Source organism: Diaphorobacter sp. JS3050 (assembly GCF_013154915.1).
Taxonomy (GTDB): domain Bacteria; phylum Pseudomonadota; class Gammaproteobacteria; order Burkholderiales; family Burkholderiaceae_C; genus Diaphorobacter; species Diaphorobacter nitroreducens.
Window position 1 is genome coordinate 194,316 of the sequence record NZ_CP053553.1, and the last position, 18,353, is coordinate 212,668.

General features: G+C 68.9%; 17 protein-coding genes and 1 riboswitch. Of the genes, 11 read left to right on the plus strand and 6 right to left on the minus strand.

Going from position 1 to position 18,353, the window contains the following annotated elements:
• Positions 1 to 80: 80 nt before the first annotated feature.
• The 3 genes from HND92_RS00845 to HND92_RS00855 form a co-directional block, all read right to left on the minus strand.
• Positions 81 to 620, minus strand: coding sequence for a hypothetical protein (locus HND92_RS00845; RefSeq protein WP_172205291.1), 540 nt, complete (start codon positions 618 to 620; stop codon positions 81 to 83).
• Positions 617 to 1,444, minus strand: a complete 828-nt coding sequence (locus HND92_RS00850) for a class III extradiol ring-cleavage dioxygenase (RefSeq protein ID WP_172205294.1) — start codon at positions 1,442 to 1,444, stop codon at positions 617 to 619. The genes HND92_RS00845 and HND92_RS00850 overlap by 4 nt, the downstream gene beginning before the upstream one ends.
• Before the next feature lie 162 nt (positions 1,445 to 1,606).
• Positions 1,607 to 2,365 carry a hypothetical protein gene (locus HND92_RS00855; protein ID WP_172205297.1) on the minus strand — a complete coding sequence of 253 codons (759 nt, stop codon included), beginning with the start codon at positions 2,363 to 2,365 and terminating at the stop codon, positions 1,607 to 1,609.
• Positions 2,366 to 2,476: 111 nt separating this feature from the next.
• On the opposite strand from HND92_RS00855, the gene HND92_RS00860 reads away from it, so the two are divergent.
• The 4 genes from HND92_RS00860 to HND92_RS00875 all read left to right on the plus strand — a co-directional run bounded on the left by HND92_RS00860 (position 2,477) and on the right by HND92_RS00875 (position 7,895).
• Positions 2,477 to 2,716 (plus strand): helix-turn-helix domain-containing protein, encoded by a 240-nt coding sequence (locus tag HND92_RS00860; RefSeq protein WP_172205300.1) that lies wholly within the window; start codon positions 2,477 to 2,479, stop codon positions 2,714 to 2,716.
• A gap of 66 nt (positions 2,717 to 2,782) precedes the next feature.
• Positions 2,783 to 2,861, plus strand: a riboswitch (S-adenosyl-L-homocysteine riboswitch).
• 52 nt (positions 2,862 to 2,913) lie between these two features.
• Positions 2,914 to 5,652: a methionine synthase gene (gene metH, locus HND92_RS00865; protein ID WP_172205303.1), complete on the plus strand. Its 2,739-nt coding sequence runs from the start codon at positions 2,914 to 2,916 to the stop codon at positions 5,650 to 5,652.
• A 35-nt stretch (positions 5,653 to 5,687) separates the two neighbouring features.
• Entirely contained in the window at positions 5,688 to 7,289 is a 1,602-nt protein-coding gene (locus HND92_RS00870; RefSeq protein ID WP_172205306.1) for a murein L,D-transpeptidase, read from the plus strand.
• 33 nt (positions 7,290 to 7,322) lie between these two features.
• On the plus strand, positions 7,323 to 7,895 hold the full coding sequence (locus HND92_RS00875; protein ID WP_172205309.1) for a DUF882 domain-containing protein: 573 nt from the start codon (positions 7,323 to 7,325) through the stop codon (positions 7,893 to 7,895).
• Positions 7,896 to 7,964: 69 nt separating this feature from the next.
• On the opposite strand, the gene HND92_RS00880 is transcribed toward HND92_RS00875, so the two are convergent.
• Complete coding sequence (locus tag HND92_RS00880) at positions 7,965 to 8,501, minus strand: shikimate kinase (protein WP_103736871.1); 537 nt, start codon at positions 8,499 to 8,501, stop codon at positions 7,965 to 7,967.
• Between the two features lie 131 nt (positions 8,502 to 8,632).
• On the opposite strand from HND92_RS00880, the gene HND92_RS00885 reads away from it, so the two are divergent.
• Both HND92_RS00885 and HND92_RS00890 read left to right on the plus strand, forming a co-directional pair.
• On the plus strand, positions 8,633 to 9,550 hold the full coding sequence (locus tag HND92_RS00885; protein ID WP_172205312.1) for a YihY/virulence factor BrkB family protein: 918 nt from the start codon (positions 8,633 to 8,635) through the stop codon (positions 9,548 to 9,550).
• 125 nt (positions 9,551 to 9,675) lie between these two features.
• Positions 9,676 to 10,518, plus strand: coding sequence for a glycine zipper 2TM domain-containing protein (locus HND92_RS00890; RefSeq protein ID WP_253940080.1), 843 nt, complete (start codon positions 9,676 to 9,678; stop codon positions 10,516 to 10,518).
• 169 nt (positions 10,519 to 10,687) lie between these two features.
• On the opposite strand, the gene HND92_RS00895 is transcribed toward HND92_RS00890, so the two are convergent.
• Entirely contained in the window at positions 10,688 to 11,461 is a 774-nt protein-coding gene (locus tag HND92_RS00895) for a ferredoxin--NADP reductase (protein WP_047350183.1), read from the minus strand.
• A gap of 259 nt (positions 11,462 to 11,720) precedes the next feature.
• On the opposite strand from HND92_RS00895, the gene HND92_RS00900 reads away from it, so the two are divergent.
• From HND92_RS00900 to HND92_RS00915, 4 genes are all read left to right on the plus strand, one after another.
• On the plus strand, positions 11,721 to 12,908 hold the full coding sequence (locus HND92_RS00900) for an ABC transporter substrate-binding protein (RefSeq protein WP_172205318.1): 1,188 nt from the start codon (positions 11,721 to 11,723) through the stop codon (positions 12,906 to 12,908).
• A gap of 132 nt (positions 12,909 to 13,040) precedes the next feature.
• A complete protein-coding gene (locus tag HND92_RS00905; protein ID WP_172205321.1) occupies positions 13,041 to 14,948 on the plus strand; it encodes an ABC transporter permease in 1,908 nt (635 codons plus the stop codon).
• Complete coding sequence (locus HND92_RS00910) at positions 14,945 to 15,703, plus strand: ABC transporter ATP-binding protein (protein ID WP_172205324.1); 759 nt, start codon at positions 14,945 to 14,947, stop codon at positions 15,701 to 15,703. Before HND92_RS00905 ends, HND92_RS00910 begins: the two co-directional genes overlap by 4 nt.
• On the plus strand, positions 15,700 to 16,479 hold the full coding sequence (locus HND92_RS00915; protein WP_172205327.1) for an ABC transporter ATP-binding protein: 780 nt from the start codon (positions 15,700 to 15,702) through the stop codon (positions 16,477 to 16,479). The genes HND92_RS00910 and HND92_RS00915 overlap by 4 nt, the downstream gene beginning before the upstream one ends.
• Positions 16,480 to 16,509: 30 nt before the next feature.
• Here HND92_RS00915 and HND92_RS00920 read toward each other — a convergent pair whose 3' ends face one another.
• Complete coding sequence (locus HND92_RS00920) at positions 16,510 to 17,427, minus strand: LysR family transcriptional regulator (RefSeq protein WP_172205330.1); 918 nt, start codon at positions 17,425 to 17,427, stop codon at positions 16,510 to 16,512.
• A 108-nt stretch (positions 17,428 to 17,535) separates the two neighbouring features.
• Here HND92_RS00920 and HND92_RS00925 point away from each other — a divergent pair, with 108 nt between their 5' ends.
• Complete coding sequence (locus tag HND92_RS00925; RefSeq protein ID WP_172205333.1) at positions 17,536 to 18,345, plus strand: SDR family NAD(P)-dependent oxidoreductase; 810 nt, start codon at positions 17,536 to 17,538, stop codon at positions 18,343 to 18,345.
• The last annotated feature ends 8 nt before the right edge of the window (positions 18,346 to 18,353 follow it).

Below are 18,353 nucleotides of genomic sequence, written 5' to 3' on the forward strand. Positions count from 1 at the left end.
GGCGCCTGCCAAATAAGCGCTGGAGCCGTTTTTGGCACTTTTTCGACGGGGCTTGCCCGGTGCCGGGCGCGCCGGCCGCGTCAGCCGACCAGGGCCACGCCGGGCAGGCCCCAGTGGTGCAGCAGCTCGCGCAGGATGAGCAGGCGCGCGGCGCTGGCGCCATCGACAGGCAGCGCGTCTTGCGACGCCGGGCGGCCGCCGGCGCGGGCGGCCAGGCGGTTGAATAGCTGCTCGACGGCGGCTATGCCCAGCCAGTCGCCAGCCGCTGTGCTTGCAGCCTCCGCGGTGCCAGGCCTGGTCGCCAGCGCGCTCAGCGCATGCACGTGCGGGTCGCGCGTGGCCAGCTGCAGTGCCGCGGGGAAACGGGCGCGGGCGGGCATGACGGCGTCCTCGATCGCCTCGATGGCCTGCTCAATCTGCAGCAGCGTGGGCGGGTTGCCACGCCGCCACCCCGCCGCCAGCTGCTCCGTGCCGACGGGCATGGTCAGGCTGGGGGCGTCCTTGTCCCCCGGCTCTGGCAGAACGAGCGTGGACTGCGCGTTGATCTGCAGCAGCCAGCGGTCGCGGGCGCCGGCCGGGCCGATGGCGCAGGGCAGCAATTGACTTGCGTAGCCTGTCACTCGAAGCGGAAGGCCGAGATGTCCACCGCCATCACGCGGTCGGTGAACACCTTGGCGCCGCGGCTGTCGCCGGCCGCGCCCGCCACCACATGCAGCGGCAGCAGGTGCTCCTCGGCGCGCGGCGGGTGCGACTGCCGCGCGCTGGGGCCGGCAGCAGTGTCCCAGGCGGCCAGGCGGGCGTTGCGCTCGGGCGCGGGCAGGGCCACGGTCTCGCCCAGCCAGCGGTCGAACGCTTCGCCGATGGCGGTGGAACGCGGGTCGCCGTAGCCGCGCATGTTGTGGTAGCTCATGCCGCTGCCGATGATCAGCACGCCCTCGCCGCGCAGGGGCTCCAGCGCCTGGCCCAGGCGGATGTGATCGGCGGCATCCAGGCTTTGCAGCAGCGACAGCTGCAGCACGGGCACGTCGGCATCAGGGAAGGCGACCTTCAGCGGGATGAAGGTGCCGTGGTCGTAGCCGCGCTCGCCGTCATACCCCGGGGCAAAGCCCGCGCCGGCCAGCAGGCTGCCCACACGTTCGGCCAGTGCGGGCGCACCAGGCGCGGGGTAGGTCAGCTCGTAGGTGTGCGCCGGAAACCCGTAGTAGTCAAACAGCATGCCGGGTTGCTCTGCCGTGCTCATGCTGGGCTGCGGCGCCAGCCAGTGCGCGGTCACCAGCACGATGGCTTTGGACCGGGCGGGGAGGCTGGCGGGAATGCTGCGCAGCCAGGCGGCGGTCTTGTCCCAGGCGTCGGGCGGGTTCCAGTCCATGAAAAAGCACGGCCCCGCGCCGTGCGGGATGAACAGCGTGGGCATGCGGGCGGTGGTGGTGTGGGCGTTTGTCATGGGCAGCAGTTTGAGCCTGGAGGCGAGATTTTCAAAGCCTGTTGCTGCAACACAGTCATTACCCGGGTGATCGAATGCGGCGCGTTGCCCGCAGTGCCAGCGTCGTCACTGCTACCTTGATCGCCACACCGCAGGGGCGCCTGCGGTGCCGTGGCGGGCTGCTTATTTGCTGCCGCTGAAGATAAAGCCAGCGGTTTGCGATGGCAGCAAGCCCATGGCGATCAGCTTGCCGCTTTCGTAGTAGCCCACGCCAGAGACCGTGGCGCCGTTGCCCAGCGTGCAACTGGCACCCGAGAAGGTGATGCGCAGATCAAAAATATTTTTGCCGCTGGCGCGGGGCGTGACGGAGCCGCTGGCGCTGCAGCCCAGTGTTGTCGGATAGCTGACAGCACCGGACGCGCTGATGGTGACTGCCAGCCACTGCACCGGCGCGCCCGTTCCCACACCGTACCCGCGGTAGGTGCCGGCCAGCGCCGACAGCGAGGTGGGTTGGTCATAGAAGGTGGAGTAAGTGGCCGAAAAGCTGTTTCCGTCGGACAGCCGCAGATCAAGCCGGTTTTTGGCCGTGTAGGTGCCGCTGTAGGAGCCTTGGCTTACCGAATTGGACAAGAGGTTGAACTCGCGCCCAGACCCCGTCAACGCACCGTTCGATGACGTGGTTTTGCCCTGCAGGGCACCGTAGAGGGTGCTGCCGCTGGTATAGACGCCCCAGGTGTCACCGTTTTCCAGCACGGCCACGGCAACGTCATAGCCTGCCGCCGATTTGCCCATCCAGAACCCTTCCGCGCTGGTCGCGGCAGGTGGTGGTGCAGGAGTAGGTGTAGCAGTGGAAGCGTCGTCGCTGCCACCGCCCCCGCAGGCGGTCAAAAGTGTTGCTGCTACCAAAACCGAATACCCTGCAAGTCGAAACTTCGTTGTCATGGTTACCCTCTGTTGTGTTGTGGGGGCAGGGCACAGCGCACCGCCCCGTCGCGCAATGTAGCGTAAATAGTCGTAAATGGACTATTCCAATTTGGGATAAAGCATGCGCGGGTGTCAATCACCGTCTATCACCCGCGTTACCAGACCCTTCGGGATGGCCTGGCTGCCTTGCGAAAGCAAGCGGGTCTCTCGCAGGTGCAGCTGGCGCAGAGGCTGGGGGTGGGGCAGTCATTCGTATCGAAGATAGAGCGTGGCGAAAGTTATGTGGACGTGATGCTCTTCGTAGATTGGTGCCGCGCTTGCGATGCCCCCAGTGCAGGGCTGGAACTTGACCGGCTGACAAGCAGCTGAGCCGCGTCTGGCGGTGCGCCTGACCCTGTTGTGCAACGCGAGAAGGCAAATCAGTAAAATCCGCCGTTTCCCAAGGAGCGTTGCAGCGGGCGTGTCACTGCCCGTCAGGCTTGGGCATCTGCACAATCAACGACGCTCGCCTGCCGCATCTCCACAGCCACAGGTGAGCCATGTCTGATATTTCCGTCCTCCCTCCCATGAAACTTTCCGGCCTGGAGCCGGTTTTTATTGGTGAGGGCAGTTTGTTCGTCAACGTGGGCGAGCGCACCAACGTCACCGGCTCCAAGGCGTTCGCGCGCATGATCCTGAACGACCAGTACGAGCAGGCACTGTCGGTGGCGCGTCAGCAGGTGGAAAACGGCGCGCAGATCATCGACGTGAACATGGACGAGGCCATGCTGGACAGCAAGGCCGCGATGGTGCGCTTCCTGAACCTCATCGCCTCCGAGCCCGACATCGCCCGGGTGCCGGTGATGGTGGACAGCTCCAAGTGGGAGGTCATCGAGGCCGGCCTGCGCTGCCTGCAGGGCAAGGGCATCGTCAACTCCATCAGCATGAAGGAGGGCGTGGAGGAGTTCAAGCGCCAGGCCAAGCTGATCCGCCGCTACGGCGCGGCTGCCGTGGTCATGGCCTTCGACGAGAAGGGCCAGGCCGACACCTTCGCACGCAAGACCGAGATCTGCGAGCGCGCCTACCGCATCCTGGTGGACGAGGTGGGCATGGCGCCCGAGGACATCATCTTCGACCCCAACATCTTCGCCATCGCCACGGGCATCGAAGAGCACGCCAACTACGCCGTGGACTTCATCGAGGCCGTGCGCTGGATCAAGCAGCATCTGCCGGGCGCCAAGGTGTCGGGCGGCGTGTCCAACGTGTCGTTCAGCTTCCGCGGCAACGAGCCGGTGCGCGAGGCGATCCACACCGTGTTCCTGTACCACGCCATCAAGGCCGGCATGGACATGGGCATCGTCAACGCGGGCATGGTCGGCGTCTACGACGACCTCGACCCCGAGCTGCGCGAGCGTGTGGAAGACGTGGTGTTGAACCGCCGCCCCGACGCGGCCGAACGCCTGCTGGAGATCGCCGAGGCCGCCAAGGGTGCCGCCAAGGACGACAGCAAGAAGCTGGAGTGGCGCGGCACGCCCGAGCACCCGAAAACCGTGGGTGAGCGCCTGTCGCACGCGCTGGTGCACGGCATCACCGACTTCATCGTCGAAGACACCGAGGAGGCCTACCAGCAGATCGTGGTGCAAGGCGGCGGCCGCCCGCTGCACGTGATCGAAGGTCCGCTGATGGACGGCATGAACATCGTGGGCGACCTGTTCGGCGCGGGCAAGATGTTCCTGCCGCAGGTGGTCAAGAGCGCCCGCGTGATGAAGCAGGCCGTGGCCCACCTGATCCCTTACATCGAGGAAGAAAAGCGCCAGCAGGAAGCCGCCGGCCTGGACGTGTCCAGCAAGGGCAAGATCGTCATCGCCACCGTGAAGGGCGACGTGCATGACATCGGCAAGAACATCGTGACCGTCGTCCTGCAGTGCAACAACTTCGAGGTCATCAACATGGGCGTGATGGTGCCCTGCCATGAAATCCTGGCGCGCGCCAAGGCCGAAGGCGCGGACATCATCGGCCTGTCGGGCCTGATCACGCCCAGCCTGGAAGAGATGCAGTACGTGGCCGGCGAGATGGACAAGGACGAGTACTTCCGCATCAAGAAGATTCCATTGCTGATCGGCGGCGCCACCTGCTCGCGCGTGCACACGGCCGTCAAGATCGCGCCGCAGTACCAGGGCCCCGTGGTCTACGTGCCCGATGCCTCGCGCAGCGTGAGCGTGGCGCAGAGCCTGCTGGGCGAGCAAAAGGACAGCTACCTGGCGGAGGTGCAGGCCGACTACGACCATGTGCGCCACCTGCATGCCAACAAGAAGAAGACGCCGGTGTGGCCGCTGGCGCAGTGCCGCGCCAACAAGACGCGCATCGACTGGGCGCATTACCAGCCGCCGGCGCCCAAGTTCATCGGCCGGCGCGTGATCAAGAACATCGACCTGGCCGAGCTGGTGCCCTTCATCGACTGGGCACCGTACTTCCAGACCTGGGACCTGGCCGGCAAGTACCCCGACATCCTGCAGGACGAGGTGGTGGGCGAGGAAGCCACGCGCGTCTTCCGCGACGCACAGGCCATGCTCAAGAAGATCGTGGAGGGCCGCTGGCTCACGGCCCACGCCGTGGTGGGCTTCTGGCCCGCCAACACCGTGCGCGATGACGACATCGAGCTGTATGCCGATGCCGCGCGCGACAAGGTCGTGCTCACCTGGTACGGCCTGCGCCAGCAGGCCGAGAAGCAGCCCGACGCCGAGGGCCGCATGCGCCCCAGTCGCTGCCTGGCCGACTTCATCGCGCCTCGCCCGGAGGGTGGCGCACCCACGCAGGCCGACCACATTGGCGCGTTTGCCGTCACTGCCGGCATCGGCGTGGATGCCAAGGTGGCCGAGTTCATGGCCGACCACGACGACTACAGCGCCATCACCCTCAAGGCCCTGGCCGATCGCCTGGCCGAGGCCGGTGCCGAATGGCTGCACCACCGCGTGCGCACCGACTGGTGGGGCTACCAGGCGGGCGAGCGGCTGTCCAACGACGAACTGATCGCCGAGAAGTACGTGGGCATCCGCCCCGCGCCGGGCTACCCCGCATGCCCCGATCACCGGGTGAAGAAGCCGCTGTTTGCATTGCTGGGCACGGCCGACGTGGGCATGGACATTACCGACAGCTACGCCATGACGCCCGCGGCCAGTGTGAGCGGCTTTTACTTCAGCCACCCCGAGAGCACCTACTTCAGCGTCGGCAAGATCGACGATGCGCAGGTGCAGGACATGGCCCAGCGCAGCGGAGTGCCCCTGGCCGAGGTGGAGCGCGCGCTTGCGCCGAATCTGGGTCTATAGCGCCTGGTCGGCACAGGCCATGCCAAGATCGACCCATGAACCTGCGCCTGCTGACACACCACACTGCACCCCTGCTGCTGGCGGCCTGGATGCCGCTGGTTGCCTGGGCGAACCCGTCCTGGCTGACGGCTGATGGGCGCCCCCTGCCGGCTGCGCATGAAGCGGTGCGCTGGCTCAACGAAGCCGCAGCCGATGGGCTGGAGCCGGCCGACTATGGCGCGCAGCACCTGAGTGATGCGCTGGCGGCCGCAGCCGCCCGCGGCCTGGATGCCGCCTGCGCCGTGGCGCTCGACCAGGAGCTGACGCAGGCCGTGGAGCGCTACCTGTATGAGCTGCACGGCGGGCGCATCGATCCGGCACGGCTCAACGAGCGCTACGACCACTCCCGCCGCCCCCAGCCCGACCTGCGCGCCGCGCTGCAGACCGCGCTGGCCGACGGCCAGATCCAGCAGGCGCGGGACGCGGCCATCCCTCGCGTGCCCATGTACCCGGCGCTGCGCGCACTGCTGGCGCAGTACCGCGCGATGGGCGCTCACCCTGCCTGGGCGCAGCCGTTGCCCGCGCTGCCGGGCCGCAAGCTCACGCCGGGCCAGCCCTGGGAGGGCCTGGGCGTGCTGGCCGAGCGGCTGGTGGCGCTGGGCGACCTGCCGCCGCAGCCCACGGGCGAGCCGCCCGCAGCGTCCGCGCCAGCGCAATATACCCCCGCATTGGTCGAGGCCGTCACGGCCTTCCAGCGCCGCCACGGGCTGGAGGCGGACGGGGTGCTGGGCGCGACCACGCTGGCGGCGCTGAATGTGCCCCCGGCCGCACGCGCCGAGCAGATCGCGCTGCAGATGGAGCGTCTGCGCTGGACGCCCGTGCTGCAGGGCCCGCGCATGATCGCCGTGAACGTGCCCGAATACCGCCTGCGCGCCTATGAGTACGCGGGCGGCAGGATCACGCTGCGCCTGTCCATGGCGGTCATCGTCGGCAAGGCGCTGGATACGCGCACGCCGCTGTTCGATGAGGACATGCAGTCCATCGAATTCAGTCCGTACTGGAACATCCCGCCGTCCATCGCCCGCGGCGAAACCGTGCCGCGCCTGCGCCGCGACCCGGGCTACCTGGCCCGGCAGGGCATGGAGTTCGTCAGCGCGGCGGGGGTGAGCACCGACGCCACACCCGAGATGCTGGGCGCCGTGCTGGCAGGCCAGGCGCGCATACGCCAGCGCCCGGGGCCGCTGAACGCGCTGGGCGATATCAAGTTCGTGCTGCCCAACAACGACAACATCTACCTGCACCACACCTCGGCGCCCACGCTGTTCGGCCGCAGCCGGCGCGACCTGAGCCACGGCTGCGTGCGTGTCGAGGAGCCGGTGGCGCTCGCCCAGTTCGTGTTGCAGGACGATCCCACCTGGACCGTGGAGCGCATCCGTGCGGCCATGGCGCAGCCCAAGCCCGTGTTCGTACGGCTGCCGCATCCGGTGCCGGTCATCATCACGCACATCACCGTGGTGGTGCAGGACGGCCGTCCGCACTTCTATGGCGACCTGTACGGCCATGACCGCAAGCTCGCCAGCCTGCTGCGCCAGCATTCGGCAAAACCCTACGATGCGGTCCGCGCGGGTAGTGCTGCCGGGGTGATCGGTCCAAAATAGCGCGTTTTTTCGCTTTTTCGAGGTTTTTCGCGCATGGCTCCACCGCACAACCCCCACCGCCGTCTATTCCTGGGGCGCGGCGCCGCCGTCGCACACGCCGCTGCGGCCGCGGTGCTGCTGCCCAAGGCGGCGTTGGCGTCGCTCAGCGAAGCGCAGGACCTTGCGCGGCGCCTGGCCTTCAACCACCTGCACACCCATGAGCGGCTGGCGCTGGTCTACGCCCAGGGCGAACAATTCGTTCCCGCGGCGCTGCCCACGCTCAACCACTTCCTGCGCGACCACTACAGCGGCGACGTCGGCGTGATGGACCCGGACCTGTTCCACCTGCTGCACCGCGTGCGGCAGACGCTGCAGACGCAGCAGCCGTTCGAGGTGATCTCCGGCTACCGCAGCCCCCACACCAACGAGACGCTGCGCACCACGCGCGGCGGCGGTGTGGCGCGGCGCAGCCTGCACATGGACGGCAAGGCCATCGACGTGCGCCTGCCCGGCGTGTCCCTGAGCGACCTGCGCGACGCCGCCATCTCCCTGCGGGCGGGCGGCGTGGGCTACTACGCCCGGGAGCAGTTCGTGCACATCGACACCGGACGTGTGCGCAGCTGGTAAGCCTCTGCGCCGCAAGAGAACCAAGGCCCCGCATGCGGGGCCTTTTTCATGTCTGAGGAAGGGCGCTAGCTACACCGGGTCGCCCGGCGCCGCCATCTCCAGCTGCATCATGATCATGTTGACCAGCGTGTGCACCGTGGGCCGGCCGGTCTCGATGACGTAGTGCGCGGCCTCGCGGTACAGCGGGTCCCGCGCGCGGTAGAGGTCGCGCAGGCGGGCCAGCGGGTCGTCCACCTGCAGCAGGGGACGCGTGCGGTCGTGCTTGATGCGCTTGAAGATCTCGTCGGGCGAAGCGCGCAGGTACATCACATGGGGAAAGCTGCGGCGCAGCGTGGCGCGGTTGTCCTCGCGCAGCACGGCGCCGCCGCCGGTGGACAGCACCATGCCGCCGGGCTGGGCGGCCAGCTCGGCCAGCAGCGCAGCCTCGTGGTCGCGAAAGGCCACTTCGCCATGCTGGTCGAAATAGTCGCGGATGCTGGTGCCCAGCCACTGCTCCAGCCGCTGGTCCAGGTCCACGAAGGGAAGCCCCAGACGGCGGGCGAGCTGGCGGCCCACCGTGGATTTGCCCGAGCCCGGCATGCCGACCAGGGCGCAACGCGTTTGCATGCTTGTCTGTCGTGGTGAGTGAAGACTGGGAAGTGTAAGAGCGTCCACCTGGTCCGTGCGGCAGCCGGTGCGCGGCCAGCTATCGGCTTGCGCCGACAGGGGGCCGGGCCCGCACTGTTCACAATCGGGCCATGCCAATGACCCTGCAGAGCCTCCAATCTTTTGCCCAGCCACTGCTGCAGCGGGTGTTGCAGCCCATTGCGCCGCTGGTGCGCGCCGTGCAGATGTGGCTGGACGCCGACGGCCTGCGCATGAGCGCGGCGATGTCGTTCTACGGCATGCTGAGCCTGGCGCCGCTGTTGCTGCTGCTGGTGGGGGTGCTCGGGTGGTGGATCGACCAGGCCTACCTGGAGAGCAACCTCATCGCCCAGGTGCGCGGGGTGATGGGCGAGCGCGGCGCCGAGGTGGTGCGCCTGGCGCTGGCCAGCGCGCAGGAGCCGGCCGAGGGGCGCCTCGCGTCGGTGGCCGGCTTCGTGCTGCTGCTGTCCGGCGCGACGGGGGTGTTTGTGGAGCTGCAGAGCGCGCTGGAGCGGCTGTGGGCACACGGCCAGCCCGCGCCCGAGCGCAAGGCGTGGTGGCGCATGGCCTCCCTGCGCCTGCGAGGCCTGGCCTATGTGCTGGCCATCGGTTTTCTGCTGCTGGTGTCGCTGGTGTTGTCCACGGCCATCAACGTGCTGGCCACCTGGGCCAGCGCGCGGCTGCCGTTCGGCTCGGGCACGCTGCTGCAGATCGTCAATGAGGCCGTGGCCTTCGCCGTGGCGGTGGCGCTGTTCTTGGGGCTGATGCGCATCGGCAGCGGCCCCAAGCCGCCCACGCATTGCCTGGTATTCGGCGCGGTGGTGGGCGCCACGCTGTTCACGGTGGGCAAGCAGTTGCTGGCGCTGTACCTGTCCACCGCGGCGGTGGTGTCGGCCTATGGCGCTGCGGGCTCGCTGGTGGTGCTGCTGATGTGGATCTACTTTTCGTCCGCGGTGCTGCTGTTCTCGGCCGCCAGCGCGCGGGCGCTGCACGAAACGCGTGCCGCCGCCTCCGCGCCGGCGGGGCGTTGACCGCTGATTACGTCCGTTACGCCGCGCGCGGTTTTGTGAAGCAGGGCCGGCGTTAGCCTTGGCGCCGGTGCCGTGGCGGCTGCATGCGCAGCCCGCGGCTTTTCCTCTGGCAACCGAACGAGCACATGCATTCCACCTCTGCTTCCCCTGCCGCGGCCCCGTCCGCGGCTTCGCTCAAATGGCTGTGGGCCGCCGTGGGCGTGCTGGGCGTGAGTGTGCTGGCCCTGGGCGGCACGCTGCTGGCGCAGAACCTGCGCGGCGGTCCGCCTGCTGGCGACTCCGCGGCCAGCGGACCGGCCGCCACGCTGGCAGCCACCGCGCCGCGCACGCCCGAGGCGGAAATGTTGAATGAAAAAGCGCCTCCAGCCCAGTTGCAGCAAGCGATGACAGCTCTCGATTCAGGAGCAAATCCCACAGCCCGGCGCGCAGCAGCGCCGCCTTCTCCACAGGCGTATCCACAGGACGACCCACAGACGTATGCACAGGGCTATCCACAGCCGGGCGCATCGCCCTCGCCAGTGCCAACCCAGCGCGGCGAACCGCTGCAGCGGGCCGTGGCGCAGCGCAGTGCGGCGCCGGTGTGTGCCACCTGCGGGCGGGTGGAGTCGGTGCGCGCTGTCGAGCAGGCCGCGCCGGCCACGGGCGTGGGCGCGGTGGCCGGCGGTGTGCTGGGGGGCGTGCTGGGCAACCAGATCGGCAAGGGATCGGGCCGCACCGCGGCCACGGTGCTGGGCGCCGTGGGCGGCGGCTACGTGGGCCACAAGGTGGAGCAGCGCGCCCGTACCACCACGGTCTACCAGATGCGCGTGCGCATGGATGACGGTTCGGTGCGCAACTTCACGCGCGCCCAGCCGCTGGCCGAGGGCACGGCCGTGCGCGTGCAGGGCAAGAGCCTGCGCGTGGACCCGGGGGCGGACGCCGATCGCGCGGGCGTGGAGCCGGTGCGCGTAGTGGACCGGGGCTATTGAGCGCAGGGGCCTGCGCTTGACGAGAGTGGCTACCCAGGTGCTATGAAAATAAAAGCGGCCTGCGCTTGCGGGCAGGCCGTTTTGAGGGGGATTGGCGTTGGATCGCCTGTGGGCAAGCGCCAATAGCTCCTATTTTGCTAGCAAATCGACGCGGCGAGGGCCGCGTGCGTCACTTCTCCACGAAGGCGCGCTCGATCACGAAGTCGCCGGGGCGCGTGGTGTTGCCTTCCTCGAAGTCGCGCTTTTCCAGCAGTTCCTTGAGCGAAGCCAGCATCTCCGGGCTGCCGCAGAGCATCACGCGGTCGTCCAGCGGGTTGAGTTCGGGCAGGCCCAGGTCGGCGGCCAGCTTGCCGCTGTCGATCAGGTTGGGCATGCGGCCCTGGTTGCGGAAGGGCTCGCGCGTGACCGTGGGGTAGTACTTGAGCTGCTTGGTGATCAGCTCGCCCAGGAACTCATGCTGGGGCAGTTCCTTGGTGATGTAGTCGTGGTAGGCCAGCTCGGCCACCTGGCGCACGCCGTGGATCAGGATCACCTGCTCGAACTTCTCGTACGTCTCGGGGTCGCGGATCACGCTCAGGAACGGCGCCAGGCCCGTGCCTGTGGACATCAGGTACAGCCGCTTGGCTGGCAACAGGTAGTCGATGAGCAGCGTGCCCGTGGGCTTCTTGCCCACGATGATGGAGTCGCCCACCTGGATGTGCTGCAGGCGCGAGGTCAGCGGGCCGTCGGGCACCTTGATGGAGAGGAACTCCAGGTGCTCCTCGTAGTTGGCGCTGACGATGCTGTAGGCGCGCAGCAGCGGCTTGCCGTCCACCTTCAGGCCGATCATGGTGAAGTGGCCGTTGGAGAACCGCAGCGCCGGGTCACGCGTGGTGGTGAAGGAGAACAGGCGGTCGGTCCAGTGGTGTACGGTCAGTACACGCTCTTCGTGAAATGCGCTCATGGATGGGTGCCAGAAAAATGAACGAAAACGGGGCGAACGGGAGCCGTGGGGGCAGGGCCGGTGGCGTTAGTGTCGCGGCTTTGATATGCGCTCTCGGCATAAGCCGACATTTGCGCTGTGTCCACGGCACCCGTCAAGCATCGCGTGCGGGCGTTGGCTGCCCCCTGCCATGCGGGCAAACCCGCACATTGTCGGACAAACTCGTGGCAGCGGTACAGTTGCGTTGCCCGGAAGCTGACCTGTGGCAAAGGATTCGACCATGCACAAGCCCTTCACCCCCCTGCTCGCCCTGCTGTTTGCGGGTGGCGCCTATGCGCAGGGGGCCTACACGATCGGGGAGATCAACAGCTACAAGGCCCAGCCCGCCTTCCTGGAGCCCTACAAGAAGGGCATGGAACTGGCGGTCGAGCAGATCAATGCGGCTGGCGGCATCCAGGGCAAGCAACTGCGGCTGGTCACGCGCGACGACAACGCCACCCCCGGCGACGCGGTGCGCGCGGCCGAGGAACTGATCGCGCGCGAGAAGGTGGATGTGCTCATGGGCAGCTTCCTGTCGCACGTGGGCCTGGCGCTGACCGACTTCGCGCAGCAGAAGAAGCGCTTCTTCCTGGCGGCCGAACCGCTCACCGACAAGATCGTGTGGGAGCACGGCAACCGCTACACCTTCCGCCTGCGCCCCTCCACCTACATGCAGGTGGCCATGCTGGTGCCCGAAGCCGTGGCGCTGAAGAAAAAGCGCTGGGCCATCGTCTATCCCAACTACGAGTACGGCCAGTCGGCCGTGGCCACCTTCAAGCAACTGCTCAAGGCCGCGCAGCCGGACGTGGAGTTCGTTGCCGAGCAGGCCACGCCGCTGGGCAAGGTGGATGCCGGCAGCGTGGCCCAGGCGCTGGAAGACGCCAAGCCCGATGCGATCTTCAACGTGCTGTTCGCCGCCGACCTCGCCAAATTCGTGCGCGAGGGCAACACCCGCGGGCTGTTCACGGGCCGCAGCGTGGTGAGCCTGCTGTCGGGCGAGCCGGAATACCTGGACACGCTCAAGAGCGAGACGCCCGAGGGCTGGATCGTCACCGGCTACCCCTGGTATGCCATCCAGACCCCCGAGCACAAGGCCTTTCTGGACGCCTACATGAAGCGTTTCAAGGACTACCCGCGCGCGGGCTCGGTGGTGGGCTACAACGCCGTCCAGTCGGTTGCGGCGGGGCTGGCCAAGGCTGGATCGGCCGACACCGAAAAGCTCATCGCCGCCTTCCGCGGCCTGCAGGTGGCCACGCCGTTCGGTCCCATCACCTACCGCACGCAGGACCACCAGTCCACCATGGGTGCCTACGTGGGCAAGACCGCGCTGCGCATGGGCAAGGGTGTGATGGTGGACTTCACCTACCGCGACGGCGCCAGGTACCAGCCCAGCGACGCCGAGGTGAAGCGGCTGCGCAAGGACGAGTGACCGCCGGACTCTGCGCCGGCGCCCTTCCCCTGGAGGACCGCGCGGCCGCTACCGCGGGGCGGCCCGGGCGCGACGGCTGCGGGCTTCACCCGTGCAGGCTGCGGTGGCCCTGTGCGGCAATGGACGACTGACATGGATGTTTCGGGGCTGCTGGCCCAACTGCTCAATGGCCTGGCGGGCGCTTCCACGTTGTTCCTCGTGGCGGCGGGGCTGTCGCTGATCTTTGGGGTGATGCGCATCGTCAACTTCGCGCACGGCTCGTTCTACATGCTGGGCCTGTACCTGGCCTATGCCCTGGTGGAGCGTCTGGGCGAGGCCCTCGGCTTCTGGCCTGCGCTGCTGTTGGCTCCGCTGGCCGTGGGCCTGCTGGGCGCGGCGGTGGAGGTGCTGCTGCTGCGCCGCATCTACCGCGCACCCGAACTGTTGCAGCTCCTGGCCACCTTCGCCTTGGTGCTGGTGATCAAGGACGCGGCGCTGTGGCTCTGGGGGCCGCAGGAGCTGTTCGGCCCGCGCGCGCCGGGCCTGGAGGGCGCGGTGGACCTGCTGGGCCGGCGCTTTCCGGCCTACGACCTGTTCCTCATCGCCGTGGGGCCGCTGGTGCTGGTGCTGCTCACGCTGCTGCTCACGCGCACGCGCTGGGGCACGCTGGTGCGCGCCGCCACGCAGGACCGTGAGATGGTCGGTGCGCTGGGTGTGAACCAGGCCTGGCTGTTCACCAGCGTGTTCGCGCTGGGGGCCCTGCTGGCAGGCCTGGGCGGCGCGCTGCAGCTGCCGCGCGAGCCTGCCAGCCTGGAACTGGACATGCTCACCATCGGCGCCGCCTTCGTGGTGGTGGTGGTGGGCGGCATGGGCTCGCTGCCCGGCGCCTTCGTGGCGGCGCTGGTGATTGCCGAGCTCAAGGCCGTGTGCATCTGGCTGGGCGTGGTCGAGGTCGCGGGGGTGGAGGTGGCCTTTCCCCGGCTCACGCTGGTGGTGGAATTCCTGGTGATGGCGGCCGTGCTCATCTGGCGGCCCTGGGGCCTCATGGGCCGCCCGCAGGCCGTGGCGCGTGGCGTGGGCGCGCCCGAGGCGCCGCTGCGCCAGGCGGGGCAGGGTGCCACGGCCGCCTGGTGCGCGCTGGTGCTGGCCCTGGCGCTGCTGCCGCTGGCGGTGGAGCCGGGCAGCTACGCCACCGTGCTGCTGACCGACATCGCGATTGCTGCGCTGTTCGCCGCCAGCCTGCATTGCATCCTGGGGCCGGGCGGGCTGCATTCGTTTGGCCATGCGGCGTACTTCGGCCTGGGCGCCTACGGCGCGGCGCTGCTGGTGCGCTGGCTGGACTGGCCCATGGGCACGGCGCTGCTGCTGGGGCCGCTGGTGGCGGCGGCCGGCGCGCTGGTGTACGGCTGGTTCTGCGTGCGCCTGTCGGGCGTGTCGCTCACCATGCTGACGCTGGCGTTCGCACAGATCACCTGGGCCATCGCCTACCAGTGGGACGGGTTCACCGGCGGCAGCAACGGCATCACCGGCGTGTGGCCGCCGCAGTGGGCCGCGCAGGGTGCGGGCTTCTACTGGCTGGTGCTGGCGCTGGCCGTGGCGGGCATCTACCTGCTGCGGCGCATGCTGTTTGCGCCGTTGGGCTGGGCGCTGCGCGCGGCGCGCGACTCGGCACTGCGGGCCGACGCCATTGGCATCGACGTGCGCGGCGTGCAGTGGGCCGCCTTTGTGGTGGCAGGGCTGCTGGCCGGTCTGGCGGGGGCGCTGTACGTGTTTTCCAAAGGCAGCGTGGCGCCCGATGCGCTGGGCGTGTCGCGCTCGGTGGACGGGCTGGTGATGGTGCTGCTGGGCGGCATGCAGCAGCTGGCCGGGCCGGTGGTGGGTGCGGGCGTGTTCACCTGGCTGCACGACACCGTAGCGCGCAGTACCGACTACTGGCGCGCGCTGCTGGGCGGCATCATGCTGCTGCTGGTGCTGCTGTTTCCTCAAGGGATTTCGGGGTTTGCGCAGATGTGGCAAGCGCGAGCAGCTATCAAAAACAAAGCGCAGGAGGGCGCGCCATGAGCCTGCTGCAGGTCCAGGGTCTGCGCAAGTCCTTCGGCGGTGTGCAGGCCGTGCAGGGCGTGTCGTTCGCGCTGCAGGCCGGCGAGCTGCTGGCGCTGATCGGCCCCAACGGCGCGGGCAAGAGCACCACCTTCAACCTGGTGGGCGGGCAGCTCCCCCCGGACGATGGGCGCGTGCTGCTGAAGGGGCAGGACATCACCGGCCTGGCGCCGCGCGCCGTCTGGCGGCGCGGCGTGGGGCGCACCTTCCAGATCGCGCAGACCTTTGCCAGCTTCACCGTGCTGCAGAACGTGCAGATGGCGCTGCTGTCGCACGACCGGCAGGCCTGGCGCTGGTGGCGCCGTGCCGATGCGCACCGCCCGCAGGATGCCCTGGCGCTGCTGGAGCAGGTGGGCATGGCTGCCCAGGCGCAGCGCCCGTGCAGCGCGCTGGCCTACGGCGACGTCAAGCGCGTGGAGCTGGCCATGGCGCTGGCGCACGCCCCGGCGCTGCTGCTCATGGACGAGCCCACCGCCGGCATGGCGCCGGCCGAGCGTTTGGCGCTCATGCAGCTGGTGCAGCGCATCGCGCGCGAACGGCACATGGGCGTGCTGTTCACCGAGCACAGCATGGACGTGGTCTTCGGCCTGGCCGACCGCGTGGCCGTGCTGGTGCGCGGCCAGCTGCTGGCCGAGGGCACGCCGCAGCAGATCCAGGACGACGCGCGGGTGCAGGCCGCCTACCTGGGCACGGGGCTGGCACTGGAGTCCGCATGACGAATCAAAACGATAGCGCCTTGCACTTGCCCAGCAAAGTTCTAGAAGCAAAAACACCCTTGCTGGAGGTGGCAGACCTGCACGCCTGGTACGGCGCGGCCCACATCCTGCACGGCGTATCGCTGAGCGTGGGGCACGGCGAGGTGGTGGCCCTGATGGGGCGCAACGGCGCGGGCAAGTCCACCACGCTCAAGGGCATTGCCGGCCTGCTGGAGCGGCGCAGCGGGCGCATCGAGTTCCTGGGCCAGCGCATCGACCGCCAGCCGCCGCACGCCATCGCGCGGCGCGGCCTGGGCTACGTGCCCGAGGACCGGCGCATCTTCACCGACCTCACGGTGCTGGAGAACCTGGAGGTGGGCCGCCAAAAACCCCGCCACTGGCCGGACGGCACGCCCGCGCCGCTGTGGACGCCCGAGCGGCTGTTCACGCTGTTCCCCAACCTGGGCGAAATGCCCGACCGCCCCGGCGGGCGCATGAGCGGCGGAGAGCAGCAGATGCTGACCGTGGCGCGCACCCTCATGGGCCAGCCGCTGCTGGTGCTGCTGGACGAGCCCTCGGAGGGCGTGGCGCCGGTCATCGTGCAGCAGATGGCGCGCACCATCCGCGCGCTGAAGGCCGAGGGCATCGGCATCCTGCTGAGCGAACAGAACCTGCCCTTCGCCGAGGCCGTGGCCGACCGCGCCTGCGTGCTGGAGCAGGGCCGCATCGTGTACAGCGCCGGCATGGCGCAGCTGGCGGGCGACGCCGCGGCGCGGCGGCAGTACCTGGGCGTCTAGCGGCCCAGGGACACGTGGGGGCCAGGCCGTTCAGGCGGCGGCCACCTGCGCCAGATGCTCCGCCACCACCTGCGCCAGCCAGTCCATCACCGTGCGCACGCGCCGCGGCAGGTTGCGGCGGTTGGCGTACATCAGCGTGAGCGGCATCGGCGGGGCGGCCAGTTGCGGCAGCACTTCGACCAGATCGCCGCGCGCCAGCAGGTCCACCACGCCCAGATGCGGCACCTGGATCAGGCCCAGCCCCGCCAGGCAGCCGGCCATGTAGGCCTCGGCATTGTTCACCGTGAGGGCGCCCTGCATGGGGGTGAGCACGAGTGCGCCATCCACCACGGCCTCGAAGCCTGCAGAGCGGGCGCCCAGCGTGTTCACGAAATGCACCAGCCGGTGGCCCGGCAGGTCGGCGAGCGAGCGTGGCGTGCCATGCGCGCGCAGATAGGCCGGGCTGGCGCAGTTGACCAGCCGCACCAGCCCCAGCGGGCGCGCGACCAGGCTGCTGTCCACCACGGCGCCCGTGCGCAGCACGCAGTCGAAGCCCTCGCGCACCACGTCCACGCGGCGCTCGGTGCTGCTCAGCTCCACCTCCAGACCGGGGTGGGGCGCCAGCAGTTCGGGCAGGCGGGGCACCACCACGTTGCGCGCCATGCCCGTGGACATGTCGATGCGCACGCGTCCTTTCAGGCCGGCGCCGTCGGGGTGCTGGAACATGGATTGCAGCTCGTCCACGTCCGCCAGCAGATCCTTGCACCGCTCGTAATAGGCCTGCCCGTCCTGCGTGAGCTGGACGCGCCGCGTGGTGCGGTGCAGCAGGCGCGTGCCGAGCTGGGTTTCGAGTTGCTGCACGGCGGTGGAGGCGCTGGCCTTGGGGATGCCCAGCGCTTCGGCGGCCTGCGTGAAGCTGGCCAGCTCGGCCACGCGGACGAAGATGTGCATGCGGTCAAACGGGCTCATTGTTCGTATCCAAAGAACGATGCGATCAATTTTCAGTGATTTATGGATGCAGCGCGGATCAATAGAGTCCGTTCACTGCTTCTCACTCCTCACTGAAAGGTTCCCGCCATGACCCACGCCGCATCTTCTTCCTCCTCTACGGCCACCGCCGGCATGGCCGCCCGTCCGGCCATCGCCCTCATCACCGGCGGCAGCCGGGGACTGGGCCGCAATGCCGCGTTGCACGTGGCGCGGTCCGGCACCGATGTGATCCTGACCTACCGCAACCAGGCCGCCGAGGCGCAGGCCGTCGTCGCCGAGATCGAGGCCCTCGGCCGCCGCGCCGTGGCGCTGCCCCTGGACGTGGCGGCCAGCGCCACCTTCACCGCTTTCGCAGGCCAGGTGCGCGACGTGCTGGCGCGGCACTGGCAGCGCGAGCGTTTCGACTTCCTCGTGAACAACGCCGGCGTGGGCGTGTATGCCAGCTTCATGGAGACCACCGAGGCGCAGTTCGACGACATGGTCAACATCCACCTCAAGGGCGTGTTTTTCCTCACACAGAAGCTGCTGCCGCTGATGAACGACGGCGGGCGCATCCTGAACGTGTCGTCGGGCCTGGCGCGGTTCGCGCTACCGGGCTACGCGGCCTATGCGGCGATGAAGGGCGGGGTGGAGGTGCTGACGCGCTACCTGGCCAGGGAACTGGGCGCCCGCGGCATTGCCGTGAACGTGGTGGCGCCTGGCGCGATCGAGACGGATTTTGGCGGCGGCGCCGTGCGCGACAACGCGCAGCTCAACGCCTTCATCGCCGGCCAGACCGCGCTGGGCCGCGTGGGCCTGCCGGACGACATCGGTGGCGTGATCGCTGCGCTGCTGCAGCCGGGCACGGGCTGGGTGAACGCACAGCGCATCGAGGCATCGGGCGGCATGTTCGTTTGACGCCCGGC